This window comes from Nocardia sp. 852002-51101_SCH5132738 (assembly GCF_001665695.1).
GTDB lineage: Bacteria > Actinomycetota > Actinomycetes > Mycobacteriales > Mycobacteriaceae > Nocardia > Nocardia nova.
Window position 1 is genome coordinate 1 of record NZ_LZML01000006.1, and the last position, 14,246, is coordinate 14,246.

Consider the following 14,246-nt stretch of genomic DNA (forward strand, 5'->3'; position numbering starts at 1 on the left):
GGGCCGGTCCCCCGCGTGCAGGGCCCGGGTGGCGGTGGCGAGGATGGTGGTTTCGGTGGGTCCGTAGAGGATGCGGAATTCGCGGGTGCCGCGGCGGTCGGTGCCTGCCCAGCGTTTGACGAGTTCGGCGGGGACTTCTTCGCCGCCGGACAGCACCAGTTGCAGGTCGTCGAGTCCGGTGGGGTCGACGGAGGCGAGGGCGGCGGGGGTGACGAAGGCGTGGGTGACGTGCTGGGTGCGCAGCAGGTCGGCGAGGTCCTCGCCGCCGTAGGTTCCGGTGGGTGCGATGACGAGGGTGGCGGCGCCGGCGGTGGCGAACAGGATCTCCATCAGTGCGGCGTCGAAGGACGGTGAGGCGAAGTGCAGGAATCGGGAGCCGGATTCGATGTGGTAGTCGGCGCGTTGGGTGGCGATGAGGTCGGCGATGCCGGTGTGGGTGACGGCGACGCCTTTGGGGCGTCCGGTGGATCCGGAGGTGAAGACCACGTAGGCGGTGTCGGTGGCGCGCAGCGGCCGCAGCCGGTCGTGGTCGTCGAGGGGGCTGTCGGGGCGGGTGTGCAGGTGTGCGGTGGTTTCGGGTGCGTCGAGGATGATCCAGTCGGCGGTGTCGGGTAGTGCGGGGCGTGCGGTGGTGACGGTGATGCCCAGTGCGGCAGCCGAATCGGTGATCATGTGGTCGATGCGGTGGGCCGGGTAGGCGGGGTCGACGGGGACGTAGGTGGCGCCGGTTTTCACCACGGCCCACCAGATGAGCACGGATTCGGCGGAGCGGGGCGCGGCGGCCAGGACGGGGATTTCGGGTCCGGCGCCGTGTTCGATGAGCAGCCGGGCCAGGCGGTTGGAGCGCTGGTCGAGTTCGGTGTAGGTGAGGCCGGTGTCGCCGGTGCGGACGGCGAGGCCGTCGGGGTTGCGGCGCACGGCGTCGGCGAATACGTCGGGCAGCAGTGGTGATTCGGGGGTGGGTGCGGTGCGTGGGCCGATGCTGGTGAGCAGGGCGTGGTGTTCGCGGGGGTGCAGCCAGTCGATGTCGCCGACGGGTGTGTCGGGGCTGGTGGCGACGGTGTCGAGGATCCGCAGCAGTCGCTGGACGAAGCTGGTGACGGTGTCGGGGTCGAACAGGTCGCGGGCGTACATCATCATGCCGGACAGGCCTTGGGCGGCACCGGTTTCGGTGCTGGTGTCGGAGATGACGAGCTGGAGGTCGAATTGGCTTGTGCCGGTGTCGACGTCGGCGCGGGAGACGGCGACGTCGGGCAGGGCGATGTCGATGGCGCCGGTGTTCTGGAAGGCGAGCACCACTTGGAACAGGGGGTGCGCGGCGGTGGTGCGGTGCGGGTTGAGTTCTTCGACGATGCGTTCGAAGGGGACGTCGGCGTGGTCGAGGGCGTGCAGGTCGGTGTCGCGGGTGCGGGCCAGCAGTTGGGTGAACGGTTCGCTGCGGTCGATGGGTGTGCGCAGGGCGAGGGTGTTGACGAACATGCCGACGAGGTCGTCGAGGCCGGGTTCGCCGCGGCCGGCGACGGGGGTGCCGATGACGATGTCGTCGGTGTCGGCGAGCCGCCCGAGCAGCACCGCGAGTGCGGCGTGGACGACCATGAACAGGGAGGTGCCGTGGTCGCGGGCCACTGTCTGCAGTTGCCGGTGCAGGGGTGCGGGGATGTCGAGGGGGACGCGGCCGCCGGTGAGGGTGGCGACGGTGGGGCGGGGCCGGTCGGTGGGCAGGTCGAGCAGGTCGGGTACCCGGTCGAGGGTGGTGCGCCAGTAGTCGAGCTGGGTGGACATCAGCGAGGTGGGGTCGTCGGCGGCGCCGAGGATGCGGCGTTGCCACAGCGCGAAGTCGGCGTACTGCACCGGCAGGGGCTGCCACTGTGGGGGTTGTCCGGTGTGGCGGGCGGCGTAGGCGGTCATGACGTCGCGGGCCAGCGGGCCCATGGATTGTCCGTCGCCGGCGATGTGGTGCACGACCAGGACGAGCATGTACTGACCGGTGTCGTCGGTGTCGGTGGTGATGTCGAACAGGGCGACGCGGATCGGTACCTGGGTGGCGACGTCGAAGCCGCGGCGCACGAATTCGGTGAGCAGCTGTGGGAGGGTGTCGCGGGCGGGGTGGCCGGTTTCGAGGGTGATCGGTGCCCGGTCGAGGATGAGCTGGCGTGGTTCGCCGTCGGTTTCGGGGTAGATGGTGCGCAGTACTTCGTGGCGGGCGATGACGTCGTCGAGGGCGGCGCTCAGTGCGGTGGTGTCGAGGCGCCCGGACAGGTGCAGCATGACGGGGATGTTGTAGGCGGCCGATTCGGGTTCGAACCGGTTGAGGAACCACATGCGTTGCTGGGCCAGCGACAGCGGCAGCGGTTCGGGGCGCTCCCCTGCGGTGAGTGGGAGGCGGGCGGTGCCGTGCAGGGTGCGGGCGCGGCGGGCGAGGGCGGCGACGGTGGGTTCTTCGAAGATGGTGCGCACGGGGATGCGCACGTCGAGGGCGGCGCCGATGCGGGCGGCGACGAGGGCGGCGCTGAGCGAGTCGCCGCCGAGGGCGAAGAAGTCGTCGTCGGCGCCGACGTGTTCGGCGTCGAGGACCTGTTCGTAGGCGCGGGCGACGACGTCTTCCTGCCAGGTGGTGGGTGCGCGGAAGGCGCGGGCGGTGGCGGGTGGCCGGGGTAGTCGGTCGCGGTCGAGTTTGCCGGTCGGGGTGAGCGGCACCTCGTCGAGGATCATGACGGCGGCGGGCACCATGTAGGGCGGAAGTGCCTGGGCGAGTGTGGTTTTCAGGTCGGTGTCGGAGAGGGTGGCGCCGGCGGCGGGGGTCACGTAGGACACGAGGGTGGTGGGGCGGCCGTCGTCGGTGCGTGGGACGGTGACGGCGAAGGCGACGCCGGGGTGGGCGGCCAGGGCGGCGTCGATTTCGGCGAGTTCGATGCGGTTGCCGCGGACTTTGACCTGGAAGTCGTTGCGTCCCACGAATTCCAGGTCGCCGCCGGTGGTGCGGCGCACGATGTCGCCGGTGCGGTACATGCGGGTGCCGGGTGCGCCGAACGGGCAGGCGACGAATCGGGTCGCGGTCAGTGCGGTGCGGTCTTTGTAGCCGTCGGCGAGTCCGGGGCCGAGCAGGTACAGCTCTCCCGCGACGCCGTGCGGGACGGGCCGCAGCCAGGTGTCGAGCACGGTGGTGGTGACGGGGCCGGCGGGGGCGCCGATGGTGATCGGTGCGCCCGGGGTCAGCGGTGCGCTCGCGGTGGCCCAGATGGTGGATTCGGTGGGTCCGTAGAGGTTGACCATGGTGCGTCCGGGTGCCCACCGGTCGACCAGTTCGGGGCCGACGGGTTCGCCGGCGGTGGCCAGTACGCGCAGGGTGTCGACGTGGTCGCCGGGGATCGTCGCCAGCGCCGACGGTGTCAGCACGGCGTGCGAGATGTGTTCGCGCTGAAGCAGTTTCGCCAGTTCGGGCCCGCCGTACACGTCGGGTGGGGAGACGACGAGCCGGCCGCCCGCGCCGTGGGCCATGAGCAGTTCGAAGATCGAGGCGTCGAAGCTGGGTGAGGCGACCTGCAGCACCGCGGAGTCGGCGGTGACGCCGAGGATGCGGTGCTGGGCGGCGACGAGGTCGGTGAGGCCTCGGTGGGTGACCAGCACGCCTTTGGGTGTTCCGGTGGATCCGGAGGTGTAGATGAGGTAGGCGGTGCGGTCGGGGGTGAGCGTCGCGCCGCGTTCGGTGTCGGTGATCGGTGCGGCGGATTCGGTGTCGAGGGCGTGGACGGTGTCGGGGTCGTCGAGGACGAGCCGGTCGATGTGCCGGTGCGGGTGGATCGTGCCGGTGTCGGCGTTGCCGGTGTGGGTGATGCCGAGGGTGGCGCCGGAGTCGTCGAGCAGGAAGGCGATGCGGTCGGCGGGCAGGCGGGGGTCGATGGGCACGAACGCGGCGCCGGTTTTCGCGGCTGCCCACACGGTGACGACGGCGTCGAGGGAGCGTGGCAGGGCGCTGGCGAGCACGGTGTGCGGGGTGAGGCCGCGGTGCAGCAGCAGCCGGGCCAGCCGGTTGGATCGCTGGTCGAGGTCGCGGTAGGTGAGGGTGTCGGTGCCGCAGGTGGCGGCGACGACGTCGGGGTGGGTGGCGGCGGTGGCGGTGAGGATGTCGTCGAAGGTTCGCGGCCGGCGGTGCGCGCGGGCCGGGTGGACGGGTTCGGTGTCGTCGGCGGCGGTGAGCCGTGCCAGCGGGGTGGCCGGGTCGTCGGCGATGTGGTGCAGGAGTGCGACGAACCGGTCGAGGATCCACTGTGCGCGGTGGGTGTCGAATTCGTCGTCGAGGTAGCGCAGGGTGATGCGCAGTCCCGGTGCCGCGGCCGGGTCGGTGTGGGTGGTGTCGGTGTGTGCGGTGTCGTCGGATTCGGGGGCGACGACGAGGCTGAGCGGGTAAGGGGTGGCGTCGACGCCGGTGATGTCGTCGATGTGCAGGCCCGCGGCGTCGACGAGGTGCTGCAGGGCGGGCCGGTCGACGGGGAAGGACTGGAAGGCGACGGCGGTGTCGAACAGGGCTGTCATTCCGAGGGCGCGGTGGATGTCTGCCAGCCCGATGTGGTGGTGGTCGAGCATGCGGGCCTGGTGTTGCTGGATGCGGGTCAGCAGCTGCTCGACGGTGTGGGTGGGGTCGAGGGGCACGCGCACGGGGACGGTGTTGAGGAACATGCCGAGGGTGCGGTCGACCTGCGGGAGTTCGGGGGGCCGGCCGGAGACGGCTGATCCGAAGATCACGTCGGTGTCGCCGGTCAGTTCGCGCAGGGTCAGCGCCCATGCCGCGGCGACGGCGGTGTTGACGGTGACGGCCGCGTCGGCGGCGACGCGGCGCAGGTCCGCGGCCCGGTGGGCGGGTAGCAGGGTGTCGATTTCGCCGGCGGAGGTGTCGCGGTGGGCGGCGTCGGCGCGGGCGACGCGGGTGGGTGATTCGACGTCGGCGTATTCGTCGGTCCAGGCGGCGGTGGAGGCGGCGAGGTCTTGGCGGTGCAGCCAGGCCAGGTAGTCGCGGTAGCTGGGTGCGGGTTCGGCGGTGTCGATGTGGGCGGGGGTGCTGTAGTTGGCGAGCAGTTCGCTCATCAGCAGCGGCATGGACCAGCCGTCGAGGATCACGTGGTGGTTGGTGACGAGCAGCCGGTAGCGGTCGGGGCGCACGGTGATCAGGGTGAATCGGATCAGCGGCGGCGCCGACAGGTCGAACCCTTCGGCGGCGTCGTCGGCGGCGACCTGATCGAGGCCGGCGTTGTCGGCGCCGGAGGTGAGGTCGATGTGCCGGAAGCGGACGGGGGCGTGGCCGAGCACGATCTGGCAGGGTCCGGCGCTGGTGTCGGTGAAGGCGGCGCGCAGGATGTCGTGGCGGTCGACGAGGGCTTGGGCGGCGCGGCGCAGGCGTTCGGCGTCGACGGTGCCGGTGAAGCCGATCGCGGTTTGCACGGTGTAGTTGTCGCCGGCGTCGGGGTTGTAGGTGGAGTGGAATCGGATTCCGGCCTGCATCGGCGACAGCGGCCACACGTCGGCCAGGTCCGGGTAGCGGTGGTCGAGCCGTTCGACGTCGGCGGCGGTCAGCTCGACCAGCGGGAAGTCCGATGGGCGCGGGGGGCGGCCTTCGGCGCGGTGGGCCGGTTCCCGGGTCGGCGACGGGTCGGCGGCGACGGTGCCGCCGACCAGTTCCGCCAGTGCGGCAACGGTTTTGGCTTCGAAGACGTCGCGCGGGGTGAGGGTGAGCCCGGCCGAGCGGGCCAATGCCACCAGCCGCATGGATACGATGCTGTCGCCGCCGAGGGTGAAGAAGTTGCTGTCGGCGTACACGGTGTCCAGGTGCAGGACTTCGGCGAACAGTTTCGCCATGAGCTGTTCGTCGGCGGTGGCCGGCGCCCGTCCGGCGGTCTCCTCGGATCGGAAGTCCAGTTCGCGCAACGCTTTCCGGTCGATCTTGCCGACCGGGGTGCGGGGCATGTCCGCCAGTTCCACGATGGCGGCGGGGTTCATGTAGTGGGCCAGTTCGCGTTCCAGGTCGGTGTGCAGCGCGGCCGGGTCGAGGGTGGCCCCCGGTGCGGCGACGACGTAGGACACCAGCACGGGTTCGCCGGCGGGTCCGGGGCGGTCGACGGTGGCGGCGACGGCCACGGTGTCGTGGCGGGCCAGGCGGGCGTCGATCTCCCCCGGTTCGATGCGCAGGCCGTGGATTTTGACCTGCTGGTCGCTGCGGCCCAGGTATTCCAGTTGCGGTCCGCGGGAGGTGTGCAGCCAGCGCACGCTGTCACCGGTGCGGTAGATCCGTTCTCCGCGAGCCGATTCCGGGTCGGCGACGAAGCGGGCCGCGGTGGTGGCGGGTCGGTCGAGGTAGCCGCGGGCCAGGGCGGGGCCGCGCACATACAGTTCGCCGGCGACGCCGGCGGGGACCGGCCGCAGCCACATGTCACGCACGGTCACCGACAGTCCGGGGATCGGGGTGCCGATGGTGACGGGTTGCCCGGGTGTGAGGGCGTCGGATCCGGTGGCCCACACGGTGCATTCGGTGGGCCCGTAGTGGTTCATCAGCCGCCGCCCGGGCGCCCAGCGGGTGACGAGGTCGGCAGCGGTGGCCTCCCCGACGACCGCGATCGTCGTCAGTGCGGGCAGCTGCGCGGGGTCCATCGTGTTGAGCACCGACGGGGTGATGATGGCATGGGTCACCCGTTGGGCGCGCAGCAGTTCCTCGAGCGCGGCGCCGCCGTAGACGTCGGGCGGTGCGATCACCAGGCAGGCGCCGTGGCCGTGGGCGAGCAGCAGTTCCGACAGGCAGGCGTCGAATCCCGGTGAGGCGACCTGCAAGACGGCCGAGGTGGTGTTCACGCCGAACGCGTCGGCGTGGGCGGCGGCCAGGCCGGCGAGGCCGCGGTGGGTCAGGTGCACGGCTTTGGGGGTTCCGGTCGATCCGGAGGTGTAGATCAGGTAGGCGGCGTGGTCGAGCCGCAGCTCGTCGGGCGCGGCGGTGGTGTCGGGTTCGGCGGGCAGGTCGGTGTCGGCGAGGGTCCAGTCGACGGTGGCGGGAAGCCCCTGTGTGAGGGCGCGGGTGGTGACGCCGAGGGCGGTGCCCGAATCGGCGAGCAGTTCGGCGAGGCGTTCGCCGGGGTTGGCCGGATCCAGTGGCAGGAACGCCGCGCCGGTTTCGGCGACCGCCCAGATCGCGACGGCCAGCTCGATCGAACGCGGAACGACCACGGCGACAACGGTTTCCGGGCGTGCGCCGCGGGTGAGCAGCCGTTGCGCGAGCCGGTGGGCCCGCGCGGCGAGTGCCCGATAGGTGAGCGTGGTGGTTCCCGACCGCACGGCCACCGCGTCCGGGTGGGTGCGGGCGGTGTCGGTGAGGATGTCGCGCAGGGTGCGTCCGGCCGGTGCACTGCGTGGCGCCGGAATCAGTTCGGCGAGTTCGGCATTCGCGCAGGGGCTGATGGCGGCGACGGTGGCGGTGGGGTCGGCGGCGATCTGGTCGAGGATCCGTTCGTAGCGGTCGAGCAGGATGCGGGCGGTCTCGATGTCGAGCCGGTCGCAGGAGAAGCGCAACATCACGGTGTGGGTGGCGGAGGTGGCCGAATCCGGGTCGCCGGCGCGGCCGGGCCGCGGCGGGGTCACCTGCAGGCTCAGCGGATACGGGGTGGCGTCGTGGGCGTCGACGTCGACGAGCCGCAGTCCGGCCTCGCGCAGATTGTGGGTCAGCTGTTCGCGGTCGAGCGGATAGGACTCGAGCACGGTCACCGTGTCGAACATGTCGGCGAATCCGGTGGCGCGTTGCAGTTCGGCCAGCCCGAGATGGCGGTGGTCGAGGGTGGCGGCCTGTTCGGACTGCACCCGGGCCAGCAGGTCGGCGACGGTTTCGGCGGGTTCGAGCCGGACCCGCACGGGCAGGGTGTTGATGAACAGCCCCACCATGCGTTCGACTCCCGGCAGCTGGGGTGGGCGGTCGGAGACGGTGTTGCCGAACACGATGTCGGAGCGGCCGGTCAAGGTGGTCAGCAGCAGCGCCCATGCCACCTGCACGGTGGTGTTGGCGGTGACACCGTAGGCGCGCGACAGGTCGGTGATCGCGGCGGTCGTCTCGGCGGAGAGGTTGCGGCTGACTTCGGCGTTGTCGGCGGGCACGGTCCGGTCCGGGCGCCCGGTCACCAGGGTCGGGCTTTCGATGCCGGCGAGCACACTCTGCCAGGCGGTGATCGCGGCGTCGCGGTCCTGGCTGTGCAGCCAGTGCAGGTAGTCGCGGTAGGTGCCGGCCGGTGCCAGTGCGGCCGGATCGCCGTCCGCGGCGTACACCGTGAGCAGTTCGTGGATCAGCAGCGGCATCGACCAGCCGTCGAGCACGATGTGATGGTTGGTGAGCAGCAGTTCGAATTCGGTTGCGCCGGTGCGGATCAGGTGGAAACGCAGCAGCGGCGGCCGGGCCGGATCGAAGGGGGCCGACGCGGCGTCGATGATGCGGCGTCGTTCGCGGTCGCGTTCCCCGGCGTCGGCGATTTCGGTGAGGTCGCTGTCGTGCCAGTCGGCGCGCACGCCGCTCATCACGATCTGGCGGGGCCCGGCGGCGCTTTCGACGAATGCGGTGCGCAGGCTGTCGTGCCGGTCGATCACCGCTTGTGCCGCGGCCCGCATGCGGGCGGTGTCGACGTTCCCGGCGAGGGTCAGTGTCGCCTGCACGGTGTAGCCGTCGACGCGGTCGGTGTCGTAGACGGCGTGGAACAGCAGACCGGACTGCAGTGCGGTCAGCGGCCACACGTCGGTCATGGTCGGATATTCCAGCTGCCAGCGGTCGATCTCGTCCTGGGTGAGGTCCACGAGCGGGAAATCCGACGGGGTGAAGCCGCCGGCGGTTTCGCCGCGGGCGTGGTCGGCGAGCCCGCGCAGCGCCCGCACCCACAGTCCGGCCAGTTCCTCCACGTCCGCGCTGTTCAGCACGTCGGTGGCGAATTCCCAGGTGGCGTCGAGTTCGAGGCCGTCGGGTCCCGGTTCGGCGATCGCGTTGACATCCAGGACGGCGGGCAGCGCCATCGCCGGGTCGCCGGTCGCGGTGAGGGAGGTGAATTCGGTGGTCGGTGTCCACGGCCCGGACTGTTCGTGGACGCCGACGCGACCGAGGTAGTTGAACGCGATCTGCGGTTCGGGCGCGCCGGCCAGTTCGGCGCCGGCCTCGGCGTCGAGGCAGCGCAGCATCCCGTAGCCGATGCCGTTGCCGGGGATCGCGCGCAACTGTTCCTTGGCTGCCACGATCGCCGTGCCCGCGGCGGGGCCGCCGGCGAACGCGTCGTCGGCGTCGACGCCGCGCAGGTCCAGGCGCACCGGGAAGCGGGTGGTGAACCAGCCGACGGTGGCGCTGAGGTCGGCGCCCGGTACGGCGTGTTCCTCGCGGCCGTGTCCCTCGAGGGAGATCAGTTCGGTGTCCGGGTCGACGCCGCGGCGGCGACGCCACTCCCCCAGTGCGAGCGCCAGCGCCGCCAGCAGCGGGTCGTTGGGTGTGCCGTGGAAGCGGGCGGGGACGGTGGTGAGGATCGCTTCGGACACGTCGGCGGGTACGTGCACCTCGACGCGGCCCGCGGTGGCCGCGGTGTCGTGTGCGGGATCGAGAGGTCGTGTGCCGAGCAGCTTCTCCCCCGGCGCGAGGATGGTCTTCCACAGCTCCAGTTCGCCGGCGCGGCGGCCGGCGGCGTGCTCGGTGAGTCCGTGGCTCCAGCGCCGCACCGAGGTGGTTGCGGGGCCGAAGGCGGGTTCGGCGCCGGCGCTGATCTGCTGCCATGCCCCGGCCAGGTCGGTGAGCAGGATGCGCCACGACACCGCGTCGACGGCGAGGTGGTGGATCACCACCCACATCAGGTCGGGCCCGGTGGTGTCGTCGCTCATCCGCACCAGCTGCACCAGCACACCGTCGGCGGGATCGAGCCGGTCGGCGGCCGCCTGCAACCTGGCGTCGATCTCGGTGGCGTCGCGGCGCGGCAGCCGCACCGATTCGTAGGCGGCCGCGGCGTCGACCGTGCCGGGGGCGGCCACGTCGATGTACCGGTCGGCGGAGTGGGCGCCGCGCAACACCGCGCGCAACATGTCGTGGCGGTCCAGCACCGCCGCCAGCGCGGCCACCAGGTCGGCGTCGTCGACGTGTGGCGGCAGTTCGACGAGGGTGGCCTGCGCGAAGCGGTCGAAGCGGTCGCGCGCGAGCATCGCGTACATGATCGGGGTCAGCGGCATCGGCCCGATCGCGCCGCCGGGCAGTTCGGGCAGCTGCGGGCCGCCGCCGGCGTCGGTGGCGACCGCGGCCAGAGCGGCGACGGTCTTGTGTTCGAACACGTCCTGGGTGGAGAAACTCAGCCCCTCCGCCTTGGCGCGCGCCACGAGTTGAATGGACAGGATGCTGTCGCCGCCGAGGGCGAAGAAGCTGTCGTCGGCGCCGACCGTGGCCACGTCGAGGATTTCGCCGAACAGTTGCGCCACCCGCTGTTCCCGCGGGGTGGACGGCGCCCGCCCCGCGGCCGCGGTACCGAAGGCGGGTGCGGGCAGGGCGGCGCGGTCGAGTTTGCCGAACGCGTTGACCGGCAGGGCGTCCAACGCCATGATCACCGCGGGCACCAGATGCGGCGGCAGCGTGTCGCGGGCGAAGCGTTGCAGGTCCAGCGGGTCGATGTGGCGTCCGCGCACCGGCACCACATAGGAGGCCAGCACGGTGGCGTCGGCGTTGTTGCGCACCGGCACGGTGACGGAGATGTCGACATCGTCGTGGGCGGTGAGCGCGGCGTCGGCGTCGCCGGGTTCGATGCGGTAGCCGCGGATCTTGACCTGAAAGTCGGTGCGCCCCAGCAATTCCAGCTCGGGGACGGGTCCGTCGCCGACCCAGCGGGCCATATCGCCGGTGCGGTACATGCGCGCTCCGGGCCCGCCGTGCGGGTCGGCAACGAAGCGGGCCGCGGTTTCGGCGAACCGGTGGCTGTAGCCGCGCGCCACCCCCGGCCCGGCCAGATACAGCTCACCCGGGGTGCCGGTCGGCACCGCTTGCAGGCAGCGGTCGAGCACCATCGCCGAGACCCCGCGGATCGGGCCGCCGACGGTCAGGTCCCCGCCCGGGGTGACCGCGGCGCTGGCGGCGGTGACGGTGGTTTCGGTGGGCCCGTACTCGTTGAACATCGCCGCCGAGCGCGTCCACCGTTCGATCACGTGCGGCGGGCACACGTCACCGCCGACCACGACCACCCGCAGCTCACTCAGGCGCCGCGGATCCACCGTCGCCAGCATCGCCGGGGTGAGGGTGAGGTGGGTGACGTGCTGGGCGGCCAGCAGGTCGGTCAGTTCGTCGCCGCCGATCACCTCGGGCGGGACGACCAGCAGGGTCGCGCCGTTGGCGAAGCACACCAGGAACTGCTCGAGTGAGGCGTCGAAACTGGGCGAGAGCGCATACGACACCCGCGCGGTGGCGTCCACACCGCAGACCTCGCTGCGGTCGGCGATGAGGTTGGCCAGCCCCGCATGGGTCACCTGCACCCCTTTCGGGATGCCGGTGGATCCGGAGGTGTAGGTGATGTAGGCGAGGTCGTCGGGGCGCAGCGGGCGCAGGCGTTCGCTATCGCCGATCGGGGCGCCGGTGGTGTCGCGGCAGGCGGCCGCGGTGTCCGGATCGTCGAGAACCACCGGCGTGACCGTCTGCGGCAGCCGTCCCCGGTAGGCGTCGACGGTGATGCCGGCCCGGGCGCCGCTGTCGGCGATCATGTGCTCGATGCGTTTGGCCGGATAGTCGGGATCCACCTGCACGATCGCGGCGCCGGATTTGGCGACCGCCCAGGCGGCGACGATCGATTCGACCGAGCGGCGCAGCATGATCGCGACGGTGGTGTCGGGGCCGCAGCCGCGTGCGATCAGTTGGCGGGCCAGCTGTGAGGACCGGGCGTCGAGTTCACCGTAGGTCACGGTGGCGCCGGGTGTGGAGATCGCGTCGGAGGCGGGCTGGCGCCCGGCGCTGTCGGCCAGGATGTCGGGCAGCAGCCGGGGCGCGACCGCGTCGTCGCCGCGCACGGGCAGCAGCCGCTGCTGTTCGGACGGTGCGAGCAGCGGCAGCCGGTCGATGCGGTATTGCGTTCCGCGGTCGAGGAATTCGTGCAGGAACATCAGGAAGCGGCCGTGGTGGGCGGCGAGTTCGTCGGGCCGGTAGATGTTCGGATTGCCCTGGAAGTCGATGTGGGTGCTGTCGCGGCCGGCGCCGGGATAGATGTTGACGAACAGGTCGGCGGTGGGCCCGGAGGTGAGCACGTGCAACCGGCCGGTGGTGTCGCCGAGGACGACGTCGTTGTCGATCATCATCAGATTCACGGCGGGACCGAAGGAGGCGGTCTCGTCGCGGGCGATGCCCATATCGCGGAAGATGTCTTCCTGCCGGTAGCGCTGGCGGCGCAGCGCGCTGGTCAGCTCGCCCTGTACCGCGTCGATCAGTTCACCGACGCTGCGGGAGCCGACCCGCACGCGCAGCGGCACCACGTTGGCGACCATGCCGCCGGAGCGGCGCAGTATCGCGGAGTGGCGGCCCGACACCGGAAGGCTCAGCAGCACCTCGGTGCTTCCGGTCATGCGGGCCAGGTAGGCGGCGAAGGCGGCGACGACGATCGGGGTGACGCTGGTGCTGCGTTCGGCGACCACGGCATCCAGCAGTGCGGCGGTCTCGGGTGCGAGCGCTTCGCTGACCAGTGCCGGGTGGATGGTGGGTTTGCCGACACGTCCGGCCAGGCTGACCACGGGCGGTGCGTCCGCCAGATGTTCGGTCCAGTATTTGCGGTCGTTGTCGAATCGCGTCGACCCGCGATAGGCCAGATCCTGTTCGGTGATCTCGGCCAGATCCTTCGCCGCGGCCGGGGAGGGTTCGGTACCGCGCAGCCACGCGTTGTACAGCTCGGTGATGCGCTGCAGCATCGTCACCGCGGCGAATCCGTCGAGAGCGATGTGGTGGGCGCGCTGGTACCACAGGTAGTGGTTGTCGCCGACCTGGTATATGACGCACACCATGAGGTGGTCGTGCAGCAGATCGAGCGGTGCGGCGTAGTCCTCGGTCATCAGCCGGTGCGCGGTGGCCACCGGGTCGGTGTGACGGCGCAGATCCACCACCGAGATCGGGCCGCCGCGGAAGTGGTCGACGAACTGGCAGGGTTCGCCGTCGACCTCGATCAGATGCAGATGTCCGGACCCGAATTCGAGGCTCGCGGTGCGGCAGGCCTCCATGAGCAGATCGGTATCCAATTCCCCGATGATTTCCACGTATTGCGCCACCGAAATCGGGGATTCGCCCGCGAGGTGCTGGGCGAACCATATTCCGCGCTGCGCCGCGGTGAGCTTGAATACGCCGTCCGGCGCCGGGCGCGGGAATCCGTGCCCCGAAGTGCGTGCGCGTGTTCCGTTGCCTGGTGCCTGGTGACCGCCGAGTGGCGCCGGGCCGATCCGCGGTGACTTCGGTGCCTGTGAATCGCCGCCGAAGTTGCTTTTGAATTGGGTCACCGGTCCTCCATCGGATCTCTTTACTTCGACGCAGTGACACGACGCCGGACCGTTTCCTCGAAACGACGTCGGTCGTATTGCGTGAAGCACGTCGAAATGTGCGCCGCGATTTCTCGAGCGCGACGAACAGCGCCCTCGTCGCCCTGGGCGGATATTCGTCTGGTGGTGCGGCCGGCGGGCGCGAAGGCGGTGGTCACGACGCCCCGACACGTCGCGGCGACCGCCCGCGTGGGCCGTCGGCCCAGGTCAGTCCGCGTGTTTGCAGCGGAGCCGGTGATCGCGCGACCGCCGGTCCGCGGATTCGACGCCGCCCCGGGGTTCGGAGCCGTCACCGTCGCCGTGCCCGCCGCCGCACATCGCGTCGTGCGGGGCGGCGCGGCCCGTATCCGGGCCTGGCGGGGCGGGCGGGTTACCCACATCGTTGGAATTCATCGCGTTCACCGGATCACCTTCTGGCACGTGAAGCACCTCACGGCAGTGTGTCGTAGGTAGATTCGGTGGGCGGGCGCGCCCGGATAAAAAGTAATTTTTTGATAACTACGCAGTTTCCTCGGTACCAGATAGCCGGACTTTCGCCCGCTCGAGCGCAGGAAGAACGAGACACTTCCGGTTGCCGCCCGCGGTTTTCGTGACGGTCGTTATGAAATCGAGCCCCGAGAAGGTCTGAATTTCGGTGTGGTCACCGGCATCAGAAACCACAGAAATCACAACAATCACAAAACTCGAGGCACCACACGGATGTGACCGCCGGCCGC

2 protein-coding genes are annotated in these 14,246 nt (G+C 70.9%); both read right to left on the reverse strand.

Annotation, left to right across the window (positions count from 1 at the left end; translation table 11 throughout):
* Nucleotides 1-13,491, reverse strand: a 13,491-nt coding sequence (locus A5789_RS01135; protein ID WP_064927103.1) for a non-ribosomal peptide synthetase, incomplete at its 3' end; no start/stop codon positions are given.
* Between the two features lie 246 nt (nucleotides 13,492-13,737).
* On the reverse strand, nucleotides 13,738-13,932 hold the full coding sequence (locus tag A5789_RS01140) for a hypothetical protein (RefSeq protein ID WP_146098563.1): 195 nt from the start codon (nucleotides 13,930-13,932) through the stop codon (nucleotides 13,738-13,740).
* Between the last annotated feature and the right edge of the window lie 314 nt (nucleotides 13,933-14,246).